Raw genomic sequence first — 17,372 nt, forward strand, 5'->3', positions numbered from 1 at the left:
TGAGCTTACATGCTCATGCTATATGGATTGAACTAAAGACTGCGTGATTGATTATTTGGCAGAACAAGTTCATTCCATCTATATCTCTAAAAAGCGGCTGTCCCTTTCAAAGGGAACGGCCGCACTTTTCTACTAATGAAATTTAATCACCCGCTGTTCCTCACTGCTCTGTTTAATCAGCTCGATGACCCTGATCGTGTTCCTCGCATCCTCCGCACTGACAGGAGCTGGCTGGTTGTCCACGATTGCCTCGTACATCCCGGTATAGAAAGATTCATAGGAACCCTTCTTCGTCTCTACTCTACCTCTCGTTAAGAGATCACCAATGCTGATCGTCAGCTCTCCGTGCCAGGCTTCAGGATCGCTCCCCCACAGATCATCGCCCGGCTTGCCGCCCTGCTTGAGTGCGTTCTCTTGGGAATCGAGTCCCGATTTAATGAAGCTGCCTCGATCTCCATGCACTTGAAATCTGGGCCCCGATTGCTTCACGATAGAGCCGGAATGAAGAATAACTCTGAGGTGTTCATATCCTAGAATGATATGGAAGTAATCATCTACGGCGGAGTTCTCTCTCTGAGCCCTCACATCCCCATACACGGTATTCGGAAGTCCGAACAGATGCAACGCTTGGTCAATCAGATGCGAGCCTAGATCATAGAGCATCCCCGAGCCTTCAATGTTCTGTTCCCTCCACCGGTTAGTCGTATTTGGACGATAACGGTCAAAATGGGCTTCATAAGAATACACAGAACCCAAAACTCCCGATTCTATAAGGTCCTTCACCGTCAGGAAGTCATTGTCCCACCTGCGATTATGATACACACTTAGAATTCTGTCCTGCTGGTTAGCAATACGAATTAACTCCTCTGCTTCTTCTGCCCGGATCACGAACGGTTTCTCCACGACAACGTGCTTGCCAGATAATAAAGCCTGCTTCGCATAAGAAAAATGCGTCGTATTCGGTGTTGTAATAATCACGAGTTCAATCTGAGGGTCCGCAAATACCTCAGCCACGTCCGATACTACCTGGACTTCGGGGAGATCCGCTTGGACTTTTGGGGCATTCGAGGACACGACCTTTAAGATTTCCAACCCTGGAATCGTCTGAATAACAGGAGCATGAAACGTCCTTCCAGAAAAACCATATCCTATAATACCTAATTTCACTGTACGCATGTCATCAATCCTTTCAGCGATAAAAATATGAAAAAAGCCTAATTCTTATGTAAATAAGTTAAATGCGTATTCATATTAAGCTAAAAACTTAAATTTAGCAAGTAAATCCACGTTTCCCTTTAAAACACTTAACATTTATTCGTAATTTACTTATAATTAGATTAAAAGATGATTAGAAGAGGTACATCATGAATCAAGAAGAACGAACACAATCCATTCTTCAATATTTGAAGAACAACGCTAAAATTCAGCTTGAGGACATATGCGAGCTGTACGGGGTATCGCGGGACACGGCTAGACGTGACTTGGTGAAGTTGGAGGAGGATGGGGCAATTATCCGGGTAAGAGGGGGCGGCATGCTGCCTACTCTAACGAAGAATATCCAGAGTTACCGGGCAAGATTAGAAGCATCCAATACCAAGCGGGCGATTGGTCGGAAGGCGGCTTCCCTCATCAAAGACGGGGATTATCTGCTCATGGATACCTCGACCACGATTCAGTATACTGCTGAGAGCCTGTCTACCAAGGGTAACATTATTGTTACGAACTCTATAGACGTAGCTGGAATCTTGAGTGAGAAACCGGATATTACCACACATCTGCTAGGAGGAGAACTAAATCCCTGGCATCGTAATGTATTCGGACCCCGTACACTTAACATGTTATCAGATATCAAAGTGGACAAGCTCATTCTGGGTGCTTGCGGCCTCTCACCTGCCGGCCTGTCAGCTCCTTCCGTAGATGAGGCCTATGTAAAGGCAGAAATGATCAAGAGAGCGGATCAAGTGATTCTTCTGGCTGATACTGCCAAGTTCGGCAGACACTTATTCCATAAGGTCTGTGGGTTCGATCAGATTCACATTCTGGTTACAGATCAAGAACCTGATCCTGAAATGATGAGCATTATGGCGGGACATCAAGTTGAAGTCCTTGTTATCTCTACGGAGAGCTAGCAAACACATAAATTCATGTTTTTTAAAGTGCTTCTATTCAAAGAAGAGTCGAAGAGCTATTTAGTCAAAAAAAGCCGCATTCTCTGCGGCTCTCCATCTCTCTAGCACAAGTTGGTCTGCTTCTCTGCATTCGTGTAGTAGCAGCTGAACTTGTGCTTTTTGCATATTTTCTTAATCCGGGCGGATTCAATGACAATCTCATCAATACTTGCAAACTGACGGGACTCATTCGTGACCACGGCGATCGAGATGCTGACCAGGGGGATGGACTCTACCTGGCCTGAGCGGTTCTCGCTGATTACATACTGGCGCTCAAGATCCTCAGCGGAATAGAACCCTCGTATCATCTCATCGAACTGCCGGATAATATGGTTACAGATCTCTTCATAGGCAAAATCGTTCAGGATCGCAATGAAGTCATCTCCTCCAATATGCCCTACAAAGCTGTCGGGCTGGGTCACACTGCTGCGCAGAATGGAAGCCGTGGCCTGAAGCAGCTTGTCCCCTTCCTTGAATCCGTAGGTATCATTGTAAGCTTTGAAATGATCGAGATCGAAATACAGGACACTGAAGGTCTCCTGAGCCAGGGACAGCTTCAATCTCTCATCGATGGTAAGGTTGCCTGGAAGTCCGGTGAGCGGATTAAGGAAGCTGGCTATGGTCGCCTGGATCTCGGCAAAACTCAGCAGCAGGTTACGGATACTGACTACGCCGTGAAAATGACCGCCGCGCGTCACAATTACATAGTCGTAGAGTTCCTCTTCCTCCCGCGCCATAGCGAGCCTGCTCACTTCGGTAATATTCTCGCTGTAGTCCACGATTAGTGGACTCTGATTCATCACAAGCTCAACCGGGCGCCCCATATAGAGATTGTATCCATACAGCGTGCCAATTAGCTGATAGAATCTGGCCCTCATCACCAAAGCAGCAGGCTGGCTGCCGTTCTGTACAACGACACCCTGAAGCTTAGGGTTATTCTTGAAGATTTGGTCTACCTTCTCACATTTCGTATTCACGTAGACATGGGGTATCACTTCCGCAATCTCTCCAATTTGTGAAATCATTCTAAGCCCCCCTTGTACAGTAATTCAGAATGCGGCGGCTGCCTGTGCCCCGGAATCCGGAACCACGCCCCTGATTAGTTCGCTGCTTGGCCTGCCCAGCGCATAGCCTTGTCCCATGTGCACTCCCCGTTCACGCAGGTAAGCCAGCTCCTCCATCCGCTCAATTCCTTCGGCAATAACCTGGGTTCCCGATTTATTCGCATACTCCACCAGAATCGTCACAATCTGCTGCTGCACCGGATTCAGATGGATATCCTGAATAAGGGAACGATCCAGCTTCACGTATTCCGGCTTCAGATACACCAGTGTCTTGAGGCTGTTATACCCTGAACCCGCATCGTCTATAGCAATTCGAAAGCCCGCAGCCCGGTAAGAGGCAAGTATCCCTTCATAAGTTTCATAGTCGGTCACCGCCTGCTTCTCGGTCAGCTCAAATACGATCTGGCCGGGAGACAATCCATACTGCTCCACTAATTCAAGCAGTTCACCGCTTGTGATATGCTCCTCGCTCAGGGCGTGCGGATGAACATTCATGAAGATCAGGGAGTTATTCCGTTCCGGCAGGCCTGCTGCCTTCTCCCGGAAGCTTCGGAGTGAAATTTGTCTGCAGCCCATCTCGAACAGGGAGACCTGATCGGTCTGCCCTACAAAATCGTAGAAATGCTCTGTTGTCGGGAACAATTCCGACGCGGGAGGCCTGTTCAATATCTCGTAACCTACGTTCTCACCTTTATCCAAATTCAGTATCGGCTGAAAAAAGGTCGATAGCGCCTGATTCCTCATAATGTGATGAAAGGCTACGAACCTTCGGTAGTCCATCATCTCTTTCTTGCGTGCTTGATTGAGATATTGGAAATAGGTGAACAGACTGCTGGGATGCATCCTAGAAGTATGCTGCTTGGTCATCATGCTCTCCTGCTTTCTTCTGTGCTATATACTCCTATAGTAGTACACGTCTGATCCAGAAGATGCAGGTTAGTGTTAACGGATTATTAAAATTGTGAAAATAGTACTATTTTTACGAGAGCCTGTCAGTCTGTATTTTAATAATTCAGCTTACGCTTGCACCAATATACTCCTTGGCATATCGATAGAACAATCTTAGGAACAGGAACTCGGCTATAAGAGAAAGCAGTGCGCATATAGGTAACAGAGTGGCGGCCCAAATCAAAGTTACATTCATAAGGAATGGCAGTAAGATCAGCATACTGACATTCACAATCAGATAAAAGGTGCCGCGTATAGCTGTGATATGCCGAAGGTCGCGCAGCTCATAGGTCCATGCTACGGCAATAAGAGCCTTAAATATCCAATATACTAGCAGCGTATGCACGAGCAGCAGCGCTGCCGGGATGAGATTCAGCTGCAGGGAATTTTGATTAACATGTAGAAGGTTAATCCCGCTCCCTTGAAAGGCCTCAGGCAGTGAGACGATAATCAGCACGTAGGATGTCCATTTAGCCTTGTTGAAGAAGGTTAGACGGCGGCTTATCTCCTGCAGCGCCAGCGCTATCAAAATATATCCGATGAAATCAGGCAGTATATCAACCCCGAATATAAAAATATTAAACAGGGTGAACACGAATCCCCAGCCAAGCTGGCGGAAGGCTCTGGATAAAGGTGGAGTTATTTCTATCATTGTGGTTCACCTCCTGACCGGACAAGCCGCTTCATCTGTTCATCGGTTAGGTTAAAATTGACGTTGATCCTGAAAGACTGGGTCACTCTTTGGCCATCCTTAAGACGAAATTCAAGCCTGCACTCAGGCTGATAATCGACATATGCCATCGGGTTATCCAGAGGAATCTCCCACTTATAGGAGAGAGACAGTCCATCCCCCTTCTGTTTGGAAATCGGGTATTTCAGCGATTCAATTGGCTTATCGGACAAATAAAGATGCAGGTACGGCTTCAGGCGGTCACTATAGGTGAAATCGATGCGTTCCAATACAGCCGGCTTCATCATCGTTCCATAGTTATATCCCGTTCGATCCGAGGAGGCCATGGATGAGTAGAAATCAACCAGCTCCACATCCGAATCCGGAAGGATTGTAATCTCACCAATCGGGACTTTGCGCGGCGGACCTTCGCTATAGAAGACGGTTACCTCCTTAACCGTAACAGGTGACTTGATGGGTGGCTCCTCCCCTTGGGCGTTAAAGCCTGCGTAAGCCTTCATTACAGTCTGATAGGTTCCGTTATTCCAATTAGATAAAGTGAAGCTTAGCTCGGGCAGTTCATCAATCTGCACTCCCGTCACTTTCTTGGATCCATATCTGTTCTCCAAGTAGACCAGCTCCAGACTTCGGCCATGTCCAGCGCTCATGCTGACATAACTCTTCAGGAATAGCGGCTCCTCCAACTGCATGCTCCGGTAATACCACAGATTCCCGCCCCAGCTCCCGAAGATGAGCAGAAGAATAACGGTCCAGGCTGTTATTCTCTTCGGTTTGGATAAAGTTCTCCCTCTAACTCGACTCATGTATTCACCCAGTCCATGAACATCTTTCCGATCAGCACAAGCAGAATAACTGAACACAGACGCAGAATTCCCTTTCCTCTCAAGCCCAGCTGGCCCTTATTGTAGGGCTTAAGGCCAAAGTACAGCCATTCCCAGAACTTCTGGGGAAAAATCAGTGCAAAGAAGCCTACAAAAAAACCAAAAGCAATAGTCACAATAACAAAGCCCATAGCTGCCCTCCAGATTAGATTTATTTGTGCCAAGCTGACGTGTTCATCTTGATAATTTTACCATTAAATAGGCGTAATATCTTGTTTTATCCAAAAAATAAAAAGCGGCCATGTGAGGACATGACCGCCCGTTTATATGCCTTAAGCCTTAAGCCTTAAGCTAATTTCTCGATAACAATGGAGGCACTTACTACTGGTGTACCGCCGCCAATTGTATTCTGAAGTGTCACGGTACCTGTAGGATCGATGCGGTTCAGTGTCAGAACTCCTCCAGCGGATAAAGCCGTAACTACTTGGCCTGTATATGGGTTATTTCCTGCATTTGTTCCATAGTTACTGCATAGTACCAATGCAGCTGGGGCTGGCCCGGCAGGATCAAAGAACAATCCAAAAGCACTGTTGCCTGGAGTCGGGAAGACCTCCCAGGTAATCTTGTAGATGCCACTTGTGTTGATGACAATCGATGACGGAGGGCTAAAGGTAAGCGCCGTGGAATTGATGAGCGAATGGTTAAAGGTTACGGCACCGCCCTCTCCTCCTGGTGTTGGAGCTGGAGCTACGGTCTGCTCCTCATCACTGCAAAGAAAGGTGAAGTCGGAAATGCCGCCTGCTGGCCCGGCAGGTCCAGCAGGTCCCGCTGGGCCTGTTGCTCCGGCTGGTCCTGCTGGGCCTACCGCACCCGGAATCCCCTGCGGTCCAGGCAGACCCTGCGCTCCGGCTGGGCCCTGAACCCCTATAGGTCCTTGCGGCCCTTGCGGCCCTGGAGGACCTGGTACAGGAGTTACCTCTACAACTGGCGGCGGGCAGCTTACCTTAACGACTTTCTTTTTCACGATAACGTTCTTACAGTGTGCTCTCTTTCCTCTACAGACTCTGCACGGTCTGCCATGTCTTTTGCCATGAGACTTAACTTGGGATTGCTCAATGCTCATTTGGACAGCTCCTCAGGATTAGAGTACATCCTACGTACATTGGCCCCGTACGGCATGTGCTCTCACCCAGCACTCTGGCGGGTATTCATCCATTTTCCTGATAAAGGGGCTATCGCGGATCGGAGTTTGTCCTGATCATCCAAGCAACCCTTGGCCACCTGGGAGAAGGCCGTCCTCTCTATGAGTCATCTCTCCCTGTACCGACACTAGGAGATGAACAACAGCATGGCATTGCCCTGCCGGACCGCCTCCATATAGTATTCTTTCAGACTCGCATAGTAAGAGAGAACATAATCCACCTCTTCTTCGCTGGACCAATCATTAGAGGGATAGATCTCAAGCTCATTCATAGCAGCCGCGTCAAAGCGCTCCTTCAGATCCTCTTCGGTAATGTTCACCAAGGTCAGCGCCACCTCCTGCACTTCTTTCTTGGTCAAGTACCGTGTCTTCCCGTACCCGAGGTCTTCACCAACCTCCTGCCCGCCAAAAATAACATTGAACAGGGGAGGCTCACCTTCCCAGGCGCTTCCGTTCAGGAGATAATGGATCGCATGCCAGGATTTATCCAGATCCAGCCTCTCTTCCTCCTCATCAAACACAACCGCTTCCGGATCCACCTCTCCCTTAATAATCAGATCCAGAGTTTCCTCCGAGATTTGCTTCAGATTGCCAATCATGCCCACGATTTGCTCCACTCCTTTGTGTTAAATGTAGCTTAGCTGTTAGCCGCCGAACAGAATATCCATGATCGTGCCGAGCGTTCCGGATTTGTGCCCTCTTAGCACATCCGGGTCATAGACCTCGACAATTCCGCAATGCGTACATGAGACAAACAGGAAATGATTATGTTCGATGTCAAAAATTTTACTCAAACCCGTCCCGCTCATCGCCACTTCCCTCACATGGCAATCGGTATTGCCACATTTGGAGCATCTGTAATTATCAATAATCGTCTGTTCAACATTCATAACCGCTGAGACCTCCTGAATTTGAGTATTTGGGCAGCCCATTTATGATAAATGAGTGATCCCGCAGCAAAGCCAGCCGTATTCAGCATGACATCATCTACATCCACAGACCGCGGGTAGATCAAGTTCATCTCAGTAAGCAGCCACTGAAGAAGCTCTATGCCTAACGAAAGGATCAGCCCGGTCAGAATCACATTCACTTTATTCCCAAGCAAACCTCTGTATACCATAAGACTGCCCAGCGGGAGCAGAAGCAGCACATTTCCTCCAATGTTCTTCAGTCCCTCGTACCAAGAGCTGCCGAGCAATTCCAGCATTCCCTTGAATGGAACCAGGTTAATGATGACACCCTGTCCATGCGAATGCATGTGGAGAATAGCTCTCGGACCTATTGGAATGGGAAAAAAAGCCACGGCTGCCACGCCGCATCCATATAGAGTCACCAAGATGCTCCCTAGCATACGGGTAACCGGCCTGCGGAGCAGGAGGTTCACGACAATGACGATAGGTACAATGAATAGAACACTCAGGATCATCGCCTGGCGGGGGCTAACCATGTTTGTTCACAGCCCTGTATCTCACAGTTTCACCTCTTTACATTTACCCGTAGGCCAGCTTCTGTACCACATATTCTGGAAAAGCGGTTATGGCACGAGCTCATAGAACTGGACCAGATTGACGGGCACCGTTCCCGGATTGTCGCGAAGGTGAGGGCCTTCTTGAACGGTCACGGCTGCGCCGAGCTCCTTGATCCAAGTCCCCTGGGGGTCTTTGTCTTTGGAGACCGAAAGCGTGTATATCTTACCATCAGTATTCATCTCACACTTGAAGCCGCCTCCATCAGCTATATCGATATCGGCTGTGAGCTTTGCTGCCCAGAACTGCTTATCCTTCTCCATAATTTGAGCCGCAGAGTAGACCTCTGTGCTGTGCTTGGTGATCAGCAGCTTGGGGCCCTGACCTATATCCAGCTGGATTACCGTCCAGCTGGCCATGGGCTCACTATGCTCATACTCCTGAATGGCCTGATCCCTGGTGTCGAATAGCTTAAGCGGTTCGGTAACGACTCGTTCGGATGAACTGCACCCTACTAATCCGGCTAACAACAGAATAGCTCCAAGCCACAGATGTCTGATAACATCACCCACTCTATTGGATTGTCTTACAGAGGCTACAGTCTCTTATACATAGAACACGGCCCGGCTATGGATCGTTATGCTCCTGGCCGGGCCGTGTGTGTGAAATTTTGGGTACCTCTATTATAGCCGGGTACCGGGCTAACTTCTGCGCTATTCTTCACATCCGCCAAAATCCCACTCCAGATAAAACTGTATCAAAAACGCCTCCATGAACTCATGCCTGCTCTGTGCGAGTTCCTTGCCATACGCCGTGTTCATCAGATCCTTAAGCCTCAGCAGCTTATCATAGAAGTGGTCGATCGTGGCATTCCCCGAACTCGATTCCGGGTCATACATCATCCGCCCTCTTGAACCTCCGTAGGCAAAAGTCCTGGCAATCCCAATCGCACCTATCGCATCCAGGCGATCGGCATCCTGCACAACCCGCCCCTCCAGGGTCCCCATGGGCGGATTACCGCCGCCGTTATAGGACATAGTTCCAATGATCTCCATCACTTCATCCAGGATATCGCGCTCGGTCACATGGGCTGTCAGCCATAAGTGGACCTTGTCTAATCCTGCCTGCTTCGATTCATTCAGCTTCACGTCAGCAATGTCATGAAGAAGCGCTGCAAGCTCACAGATAAAAGCATTTGCCTGCTCCCTCTCCGCGAGTTCCAGCGCAAGCCTCCTCACCCGGTCGATATGCCACCAGTCATGTCCGCTTGAATCCGAGCCCAGCTCCTGTCTCACATACTGCTCAGCGGATTGAATTACGTCTTGCTGATCCATGGTTCATCGCCTCCTCTAAGCTGCTGATATATTCTGTTCCACTCAGTAACGCTGCTTGAATCTATCCAGCCACCAGTCCTTATTGAGCAGGAAGGAGCCGTCAATCGGCATGATAATATAATCAGGCACCGGTTCCATTGGGGCCGGAATCCCTGTGTAGATCAGGTTCACACTCAGCGCAAAAGGTTTGACCTTCCTCCCCACGAGCTCCTCATACTCCTCGACATATCGTTCCACCTTGGGAAAGCCCTCCCAATAGTACATGGCCACCTGCCCGCCTGCGGGGCTATTCCACCAATGTACAAAGGCTGGCCAGGAATCCATGCAGCATTGCCGTAACAGCTCACCGTCAATATCACTGAAATGGTATTCGGCTAAGCCCATTCCCAGATTAGGTCGATCAGATTTATTTCTAAATCTGTTGGCGAGCAGCATAACCACTTGATTCCACCATTGATCCCACTGCTGCTTAAGAGCCAGCTTGTCTATGTCGTCCATGACTAGAGCTTTAGGTGCCGGCCAGAGCCTCTGGTGTCCTTCACCTGAACCTATAAATAATCCGTACACACAACCAACATAGATAGGAAAATTCAATATATATTCCCCTGACAGGCCTATAGTCCAGCTGCTTGGTGATTCCATCGTTCCAGGCTCCTTCCATTTTTCTTACTACCATATAAGACCGAATTAAATGACGGATCAGAATTCAAAATTAAATGCCCCGCGTCTACGTTGTGGTGTTCGATTAATATATATTATTAGACCAGGAAATAAAACTGTTGTGGCCAGAACTGCATTCAAATTCACTTTAACACATGGCCATCTGCCCGCCTGCGGGACTATTCTACCAATGTACAAAGGCTGGCCAAGAATGTTCCATACTAAAAAAAGAGGAGTTCCTTTCAACCAGGAACTTCCCCTTTTAAAATTAGTTTAATTTACAATAAGAGCATTAAAGCCTTAGATATCCACCATGCAGCTGTCTCGCTTCCAGTTACAGTAAGTACACCCTTTTTATGATAATACGTATAATGGTATATTATGTTATAATTAATAGAAAGGAGATAACTTCAAAATGAATATCTGGAAATTTATAATTGCGTTGTTTGTAGGTAACATTATTGGTAACTTTACTTATGAACAGCTCGATGTGTTCCAATATAACAAAGAAACAGGTATGTTCACACTTGAAAACATCTTCAAATTAATCATTCATTTTGTTTCTGGAGTAGTGTTAGCTCTACTAATTTATGGTCTGATCAATTTTGTTCAGCATCTTCTAAACAAGAATAAATCAAATTAACACTTTCAAGCACTTGAGGAGGGCCCGAAGAATACAGTATTTCGCCCCATCTCACAATCTTTTCTCACATAAATAAAAATCGACTTACCTCCATTTCGCTGCTCTTCACGTCTTCAAATCCCTCTGCGCCAAAATCGGTGAGCTGGCTCATTATCAACAAGAACTCCGATTCTGAGCTCAGCTCCCCCTATTCCCTCATGATATGAGATCAAAGAACTGCTCTAGATCCTACATCGCATGCCCGTGATTCTGGAACTCCTGCTTAATGGTAAGCAGTCCAAGCCCTGGATATCCGTCATTCGGGTTCTTCATCGGCCGGCCTATAAATCCTACATCAGTACTTTATACTTCGATAAGGAATCTCACCGCGCCGATCTACCCAGATTCGAATTGATAATTAATATAAAAAGTATTAGAGCGGGAAAATAAAACTGTAGGGGCCAGACTGCATTCATTCCAATGGCCGCATAGTGATATAATAATAAACCAATACTGGACAATTTCCGTCAGGTATTTACATAGAATGGGGGCATAGACATCTTGATAACTTTGCGAAATGTTCAAGCTGCAGATCTGGAACAGCTTTTAATTATTGAGAATGAGGGCTTTTCAAAGGAAGAAGCTGCTACCAAGGAAGCATTCATTGAGAGAATTAAGATAATTCCGGATACGTTTATTGTGGCAGAAGTGGGCGGCTCCATTCTAGGTTATATTAATGGCCCAATAATTGCCCAGCCCTATATAACGGATGACCTCTTTAAGGAGATAAGCGAGAACCCGAAGCGCGGGGGATACCAGAGCATTCTGGGATTGGCCGTGTTCAGCCAGGCTAGAGGCCAAGGCATTGCTAAGCTTCTACTTGCGGCAATAGAAGACCTTGCTGTTGAGAACGAACGAGAAGGAATCACACTCACATGCAAACAAGAATTAATTTCTTTCTATGAGAAATCAGGTTTTGTTAACCATGGTTTATCGGAATCCCAACATGGTGGGGCAAGCTGGTATAACTTGCTCAAACCCATCCATCCTAACTCTAACTGAAGTCTCTAACTAGCCACGATAAAGGTATAGCACCGTCTCCCCATCGTAGACCTCACCCGTCTCGATAAAGCCAAACTCTTTGTATAATTTATTAACTACAAAATTATCGGGCACATGAGAGATCCTCAGATGTGCGGCTGAATCCCGCTGCTTGATGAGTGCGATGATCTCCCCAAGTGCAGCTCTCCCATAGCCGGCACTTCCAATTATGTAGCTCCTGCTCTCCCGCTCTTACTCCGTAACTTGAAATATCGAATCGATGATGATAGGCAGGTTCTCTCTTACCGATACGGCTCCAAACACGGACCTCGCATGACTGCCGCGTTCGCCGAACACGTCCAGGAACAGATCGGTACACCCATTCAGTACTTTGTGATGCTCTTCGAATTCGGCGCCTGCGTTCACAAATCCTTGAATCTTCACCACCCGGATAACTTTATCAAGTGATCCCAAGGCCGACTTCACCACAGCAAGCACCTCAAGACCTGCCAGCCTTGCAAAGTCATAACCTTCCTCTGTGGTGTACTCAATTCCAAGCTTGCCCTTCGGATGACCCGACGGCCCCTTGCCCGAGACGAACATAAGCCCGTTAACGATAACATAATTTGAGTATTTGGCCGCAGGCTGGCTTGCCTCAGGAAGCACGATATTCAGCTCTTGAAGCCTTTGCTCAGCGGAGTAATCAGACATAGTACGCTTACCTCCTTATTTTCGGACCTGCGAACAGGCAGGACAAGATTTGAGCAATCCTCTTATGCATCTATAGATCAGGTGTGAGTCTAGGGTTGAATGTCTCCGTTTCCATCCATGTAATAATACTCACCTTTCAGTTGTCCATGAAATCCCCGAACCGCTCATCACATTTGGTGATTTGGAACTCAATAATTTCATATTCGGCGATTTTATGCTGATAAAAGGGGTCTTTTTGTATCAACTCTTCCACTTCTTCCTTGCTTGAGGTCTTGGCGAGTATCACTCCCCCTGTGCGGGGGACCTTCCTGCCGGAAAATATAAACCGTTTCTCCTCATACTGCTTGTTCAGGAACTGGACGTGTTCCTCAATATACTGATCTACAACCTCCAGGGGCTGCAGATAATGAAGACTGATGATGAACATGGATGACTGCCTCCAATATTGAGTATATAGATTAAACATTCACTTTATAATTCAGCTGGAGCTCGTCTCCAGGTAGTCCCCGGATCCCCCAATTATGCTTGGGCGTCTCAAATATCGTAATCTCAATATCATTAGGCTCAATGTACAGCTCACTCGATATCCGTTCAAACAGCAGCGTGATCAGCTTCTTTTTGGATTCCACCGATCTCCCCTCAAAAATACTAATCTCAATAATCGTATATTTGTCTGATCGATCCTCCGAGAATAGGAAATCCTCCTGCTCCAGATGAATGAACCGGTGGAATCTTTTCCCCACCGGATACTGAAATGCATCAACCACACAGCCATGAATAACAGAGGAAAGCTCCCCTTGTAGGGGTTTTAGATGTTCCTTAATTCCGTATACTTTGATTTGGGCCATGATAGCCTCCTTTTTCATAAAATAAAGTATATATCTTAAATGCCCAGCCGGTCTCTTAAAGCGGTGATATGAGCGGTATGATGCTTACTATGCCAAGAATACATGCCCAGCGTATAGTCCAGCCGGCTTGATTTCTTCGATTCAGGATGGTAGAACGTCCGCTCATAGTCAGATTCGCTCATGGAGTTCAGAACGATGACCCATCTCTTATGCAATGCCTCTAGCAGATTTAATGAAAGCTCAATGTCTCCTGTTAGCGAGTCTTGCAGATTAGCCCAGCGGTCCTCGTAATAAGGCTTAATCGCCGGGTTCTCTTCGGTAAGAGCCAGCTTGAACCGGGTATAACTGTTCATATGGCTGTCCGCCACATGATGGACCACCTGCCTGATCGTCCAGCCTCCATCCCGGTAAGGAAGTTCCAGCTGCTCTTCGTTCAGCCCCTGAACTGCTTCCCTAAGCTTGGCCGGAAGCTCTTCAATGTCCCGAATCCAGTCTGCTCTCTGGGACTGTGAAACTTCCCCCTCAAATGTAAATTTGCCAATTGGATATCTCATGTCCATTACAAACACCCTTTCTGAAATCGCGTTAATTGGGTACTTCCTGTATCTGGAATCTCTATAACAGTGTACCAGACCGCTTCCTGGCTGGAAATAAGGAGAATGCGCTGGTGCCTGCGGTCTCGAGGTTCGTTTAGAAGTATCTACTTTTCGGGTAAGTTAAAGAATAGATCGAATTTGAAAAAGAAAGGAGGGCTTCGCATGAAAATTATTATTACTCAGCAGGAAGCGATGGAGAAGGGTGTCTGGAAGGAAGTCGCCAAGATATTCGGAGTTGCCCAAGAGGACGAAGTCTGGCCTAATGAGACTTATATACTGACTGAGGAACAGGCACGCCAGCTGGGGTTCATCAGTTAAGTCTGCCGGCACAGCCTGACAAGAATTTACTTGTATAGCTAATAATTATCATCCTTTTCCTCTCCCCCATGGTAGACTGAAAGTGATCAGCTCATCCATTTCCTTCCAATCGTGAGCTGATTAATATCTGTTCAATTTATGGGGGATTAATATGAGTTTCTTTCAAGTTACACCGGCTAGTATGACGGATGCCCAGGAGATTACCGATCTCATCATCGCTTGCGACATCGATGAATACGGTGTGCCCGATATTGTACTTCAAGATACGATGGATATTCTTCAAGGACTTACGCTGGAGACGGATACCTGGGTAATCCGGGATGACGCCTCCTCTCGCGCGATCATTGGGTTCGCCTTCTGCGAACAGCAGGCCGAAGGGAAGCTGATCTCCTACGGATATGTTCATCCTCAGCATAAGGGACGTGGCATTGGCTCAGAGCTGCTCAGTTATATTGAGCGGCGGAGTGCTGTGGTGGCCAGGACTCCTTCCGGAAGCCTCGATGGAGCATGGACGCTGTCGAACGTAATTCCGGCCTTGAACGAGCAAGCAACAAGACTGCTGACCGAGCGCGGATACCAGTTCGTGCGCCTGTACAGCCGCATGAATATCGACCTCACTGAGGCTCCTCCCGAGCCTATGGCTGTGCCGGAGATCGTGATTGCTCCATTTCGGCAGAGTCAGGATGAGGCCTTTCTCTTCGAAGCCTACCGGGAGTCATTTCGGGACAGCAGACTATATACGGAGAAGACGATGGAAGCTTGGCTGGAAGAGCGGAATGGAGCGCACCACGACCGCCGTCTTTGGTTCACCGCTTTTGAGGGCAGCGAGATAGCCGGATTCCTGACTAGTAAAAACTTTGGCGATCATGTCTATGTGGACTTCCTTGGAGTGAAGCCTTCTTATCGCAAAAGAGGCATTGGCCTTGCCCTGCTGCAGCACGTGCTGCAGCAAGCCTACAGCCAGGGCATCACCAAGGTGATGCTCAGCGTGGATGCGGCCAGTCTGACGAATGCGCACAAGCTGTATGCCCGGGCTGGCATGAAGGCTTTATTCCAGATGGCCATGTATAGCAAATTTTTGAAAGAACAGAACTAAGGCTGGCGAATTCTTCTTACGCCGGGTTGGTCTCTTGCAAGCTGGACCATTGTAAGTTTGTGGAGATCATAGGCACTCGCCGCTTGCCCGTCAGCCTTCAAAGCTGCTCGCTAGGTCAATGGTTCGGATGCAATCACGAAGCCAAATAGTATGTCTACCTTTATATCAAAAAGGCTGTTCCTCCAGCCAGTCAAGCTAACTGGGGAGCAGCCTTTTTAATATGGACTAGCCCTCGGACGACGTTATTTGCATTTTTAATTCAAGCAGAACAGGGTATATACATCAACATTTAATTCCATATTCGAACAAAGGTACGGACCTGTTTGTCTATCATCTTCACTAAACATGTTACAATAATTATATGGGTGCTTGACAGATCCACCGAAAGGAGTTCGTTATGGCTGAAGATACACTTGTACGTAACAATGTACAAATACAAGGCAGCGGCACGACCAGTATGATATTCGCACATGGGTTCGGTTGTGATCAGAATATGTGGCGGTTCGTTGCCCCTGCTTTTGTAGAAGACTATCAGACGATATTATTTGACCATGTCGGCTCCGGGAAGTCAGATGCATCGGCTTATAACCCTATCCGGTATGGGAACCTGACCGGCTACGCCCTGGATTTGATCGAGATTTGCGAGTCACTGGGTTTAAGAAATACCGTATTTGTGGGCCACTCCGTCGGTGCCATGATTGGCATTTTGGCCTCTATCCAGAGGCCTGAGTTATTCAACCAATTGGTTCTGATTGGCCCCTCACCCCGTTACCTTAATGATCTTCCCGAATACATCGGAGGATTTGAGCGGAGCGATCTTGAAGGCTTGTTCGATTTGATGGACAAGAACTATTTCGGCTGGGCCGGCTACCTCGCCCCTGTCGTTATGGGGAATTTGGAACGGCCCGAACTTGCGGCTGAACTAGAGGAAAGCTTTTGCAAGGTGAACCCGGACATTGCACGGCAGTTCGCGGAGGCCACCTTCTTTGCAGATAACCGGGAGGATCTCCCCAAAGTGACAACCCCCTCACTCATCCTGCAAAGTACGGATGACATTATCGCCCCGCTTGAGGTGGGCGCTTATGTCTATCACCATATTCCTGACAGCACACTCCAGATCATGGAGGCAACGGGCCACTGTCCGCATATGAGCTATCCTGAAGAGACAATCAGGCTGATCCAGGAGTATCTGGCCAGCCGCAGCAGCGCGTCTACACGCCCTTTAGAACAAGGGTTGGTGTAAGGGTGATGGACGAGCGGTTAGACCTTGCCCCCTGCGGTTACCTGTCCTTGTCGGAAGATCATACGATTCTTACTGTCAACAAGACACTCCTACAATTACTTGGTTTCGATCTTCAAGGGCTGCGTGACTGCCATATCGAATCCATCCTGACAAGGTCGAGCCGGATTCTATTTCAACTCTATTTCATGCCGCTGATCAAGCTGAACGGGAAGATCGAGGAAATGTTCCTGGTCCTGCAATCGGCCAGCGGAACTGAAGTCCCGGTACTCCTGAGTGCTGTTCGGCGGGAAGAGAACGGAGCTACGGTCCACGACTGCATCCTTATGATTATGCGTCGCAGAATGGAATACGAAGAGCAGATCTATGTGGCGGAACAAGCGTCCAAGAAGGCTGGCGAGGAGCTGGAACGCCTTCAGATACAGCTGACGCAGCTGCGGAATGAACTGAGCGGCCAACTGTGAACGACTGACAGGCCCTTTTCTAAACATATATAGAGCATCATATAGGATATGTCTTATTTGACGATCCTACAAACAGAGGCGGT

At 47.8% G+C, this 17,372-nt stretch carries 23 protein-coding genes; 6 read left to right on the forward strand and 17 right to left on the reverse strand.

Features of this window, described 5'->3' with window-relative positions:
- Positions 1 to 132: 132 nt before the first annotated feature.
- Complete coding sequence (locus EJP77_RS07090) at positions 133 to 1,176, reverse strand: oxidoreductase (RefSeq protein WP_127198522.1); 1,044 nt, start codon at positions 1,174 to 1,176, stop codon at positions 133 to 135.
- A gap of 188 nt (positions 1,177 to 1,364) precedes the next feature.
- On the opposite strand from EJP77_RS07090, the gene EJP77_RS07095 reads away from it, so the two are divergent.
- Positions 1,365 to 2,129, forward strand: a complete 765-nt coding sequence (locus tag EJP77_RS07095) for a DeoR/GlpR family DNA-binding transcription regulator (RefSeq protein WP_127198523.1) — start codon at positions 1,365 to 1,367, stop codon at positions 2,127 to 2,129.
- Positions 2,130 to 2,230: 101 nt separating this feature from the next.
- Here the strand turns inward: EJP77_RS07095 and EJP77_RS07100 are convergent, their stop codons facing one another.
- The 12 genes from EJP77_RS07100 to EJP77_RS07155 all read right to left on the reverse strand — a co-directional run bounded on the left by EJP77_RS07100 (position 2,231) and on the right by EJP77_RS07155 (position 10,335).
- Positions 2,231 to 3,193 (reverse strand): GGDEF domain-containing protein, encoded by a 963-nt coding sequence (locus tag EJP77_RS07100; protein ID WP_127198524.1) that lies wholly within the window; start codon positions 3,191 to 3,193, stop codon positions 2,231 to 2,233.
- A 24-nt stretch (positions 3,194 to 3,217) separates the two neighbouring features.
- Entirely contained in the window at positions 3,218 to 4,102 is an 885-nt protein-coding gene (locus tag EJP77_RS07105; RefSeq protein ID WP_246021775.1) for an EAL domain-containing protein, read from the reverse strand.
- A 142-nt stretch (positions 4,103 to 4,244) separates the two neighbouring features.
- Positions 4,245 to 4,832: a hypothetical protein gene (locus tag EJP77_RS07110; protein ID WP_127198525.1), complete on the reverse strand. Its 588-nt coding sequence runs from the start codon at positions 4,830 to 4,832 to the stop codon at positions 4,245 to 4,247.
- Positions 4,829 to 5,674 (reverse strand): hypothetical protein, encoded by an 846-nt coding sequence (locus EJP77_RS07115; protein ID WP_127198526.1) that lies wholly within the window; start codon positions 5,672 to 5,674, stop codon positions 4,829 to 4,831. The genes EJP77_RS07110 and EJP77_RS07115 overlap by 4 nt, the downstream gene beginning before the upstream one ends.
- The gene (locus EJP77_RS07120) at positions 5,671 to 5,883 is read right to left on the reverse strand and encodes a hypothetical protein (protein ID WP_127198527.1); all 213 of its coding nucleotides are present in this window, start codon (positions 5,881 to 5,883) and stop codon (positions 5,671 to 5,673) included. The genes EJP77_RS07115 and EJP77_RS07120 overlap by 4 nt, the downstream gene beginning before the upstream one ends.
- Positions 5,884 to 6,038: 155 nt before the next feature.
- Entirely contained in the window at positions 6,039 to 6,815 is a 777-nt protein-coding gene (locus tag EJP77_RS07125) for a collagen-like protein (protein ID WP_127198528.1), read from the reverse strand.
- A gap of 206 nt (positions 6,816 to 7,021) precedes the next feature.
- Positions 7,022 to 7,492 carry a YfbM family protein gene (locus tag EJP77_RS07130; RefSeq protein ID WP_246021820.1) on the reverse strand — a complete coding sequence of 157 codons (471 nt, stop codon included), beginning with the start codon at positions 7,490 to 7,492 and terminating at the stop codon, positions 7,022 to 7,024.
- A 45-nt stretch (positions 7,493 to 7,537) separates the two neighbouring features.
- Positions 7,538 to 7,783: a zinc ribbon domain-containing protein gene (locus EJP77_RS07135; protein ID WP_127198530.1), complete on the reverse strand. Its 246-nt coding sequence runs from the start codon at positions 7,781 to 7,783 to the stop codon at positions 7,538 to 7,540.
- Positions 7,780 to 8,340: a VanZ family protein gene (locus EJP77_RS07140; RefSeq protein ID WP_127198531.1), complete on the reverse strand. Its 561-nt coding sequence runs from the start codon at positions 8,338 to 8,340 to the stop codon at positions 7,780 to 7,782. The genes EJP77_RS07135 and EJP77_RS07140 overlap by 4 nt, the downstream gene beginning before the upstream one ends.
- A gap of 87 nt (positions 8,341 to 8,427) precedes the next feature.
- Positions 8,428 to 8,889: a hypothetical protein gene (locus EJP77_RS07145; protein ID WP_127198532.1), complete on the reverse strand. Its 462-nt coding sequence runs from the start codon at positions 8,887 to 8,889 to the stop codon at positions 8,428 to 8,430.
- 183 nt (positions 8,890 to 9,072) lie between these two features.
- Positions 9,073 to 9,693 carry an HD domain-containing protein gene (locus tag EJP77_RS07150; protein ID WP_127198533.1) on the reverse strand — a complete coding sequence of 207 codons (621 nt, stop codon included), beginning with the start codon at positions 9,691 to 9,693 and terminating at the stop codon, positions 9,073 to 9,075.
- A gap of 42 nt (positions 9,694 to 9,735) precedes the next feature.
- On the reverse strand, positions 9,736 to 10,335 hold the full coding sequence (locus tag EJP77_RS07155) for a hypothetical protein (RefSeq protein ID WP_127198534.1): 600 nt from the start codon (positions 10,333 to 10,335) through the stop codon (positions 9,736 to 9,738).
- A gap of 1,201 nt (positions 10,336 to 11,536) precedes the next feature.
- On the opposite strand from EJP77_RS07155, the gene EJP77_RS07160 reads away from it, so the two are divergent.
- Positions 11,537 to 12,037 (forward strand): GNAT family N-acetyltransferase, encoded by a 501-nt coding sequence (locus tag EJP77_RS07160; protein WP_127198535.1) that lies wholly within the window; start codon positions 11,537 to 11,539, stop codon positions 12,035 to 12,037.
- Between the two features lie 231 nt (positions 12,038 to 12,268).
- On the opposite strand, the gene EJP77_RS07165 is transcribed toward EJP77_RS07160, so the two are convergent.
- The 4 genes from EJP77_RS07165 to EJP77_RS07180 form a co-directional block, all read right to left on the reverse strand.
- Positions 12,269 to 12,727, reverse strand: a complete 459-nt coding sequence (locus EJP77_RS07165; RefSeq protein WP_127198536.1) for a RidA family protein — start codon at positions 12,725 to 12,727, stop codon at positions 12,269 to 12,271.
- Positions 12,728 to 12,863: 136 nt separating this feature from the next.
- Entirely contained in the window at positions 12,864 to 13,154 is a 291-nt protein-coding gene (locus tag EJP77_RS07170; protein WP_127198537.1) for a YciI family protein, read from the reverse strand.
- Between the two features lie 31 nt (positions 13,155 to 13,185).
- A complete protein-coding gene (locus EJP77_RS07175) occupies positions 13,186 to 13,575 on the reverse strand; it encodes a tautomerase family protein (RefSeq protein ID WP_127198538.1) in 390 nt (129 codons plus the stop codon).
- Positions 13,576 to 13,610: 35 nt separating this feature from the next.
- Positions 13,611 to 14,135, reverse strand: a complete 525-nt coding sequence (locus tag EJP77_RS07180; RefSeq protein ID WP_127198539.1) for a YfiT family bacillithiol transferase — start codon at positions 14,133 to 14,135, stop codon at positions 13,611 to 13,613.
- Positions 14,136 to 14,333: 198 nt separating this feature from the next.
- On the opposite strand from EJP77_RS07180, the gene EJP77_RS20600 reads away from it, so the two are divergent.
- The 4 genes from EJP77_RS20600 (at position 14,334) to EJP77_RS07195 (ending at position 17,289) form a co-directional block, all read left to right on the forward strand.
- The gene (locus EJP77_RS20600; RefSeq protein ID WP_185897223.1) at positions 14,334 to 14,489 is read left to right on the forward strand and encodes a hypothetical protein; all 156 of its coding nucleotides are present in this window, start codon (positions 14,334 to 14,336) and stop codon (positions 14,487 to 14,489) included.
- A 151-nt stretch (positions 14,490 to 14,640) separates the two neighbouring features.
- Positions 14,641 to 15,585: a GNAT family N-acetyltransferase gene (locus EJP77_RS07185; RefSeq protein WP_127198540.1), complete on the forward strand. Its 945-nt coding sequence runs from the start codon at positions 14,641 to 14,643 to the stop codon at positions 15,583 to 15,585.
- A gap of 397 nt (positions 15,586 to 15,982) precedes the next feature.
- Positions 15,983 to 16,828, forward strand: coding sequence for an alpha/beta fold hydrolase (locus tag EJP77_RS07190; protein WP_127198541.1), 846 nt, complete (start codon positions 15,983 to 15,985; stop codon positions 16,826 to 16,828).
- A gap of 5 nt (positions 16,829 to 16,833) precedes the next feature.
- Positions 16,834 to 17,289 (forward strand): nitrogen regulation protein NR(II), encoded by a 456-nt coding sequence (locus tag EJP77_RS07195; RefSeq protein ID WP_127198542.1) that lies wholly within the window; start codon positions 16,834 to 16,836, stop codon positions 17,287 to 17,289.
- The last annotated feature ends 83 nt before the right edge of the window (positions 17,290 to 17,372 follow it).

This window comes from Paenibacillus zeisoli, assembly GCF_003994465.1.
Lineage (GTDB): Bacteria > Bacillota > Bacilli > Paenibacillales > Paenibacillaceae > Fontibacillus > Fontibacillus zeisoli.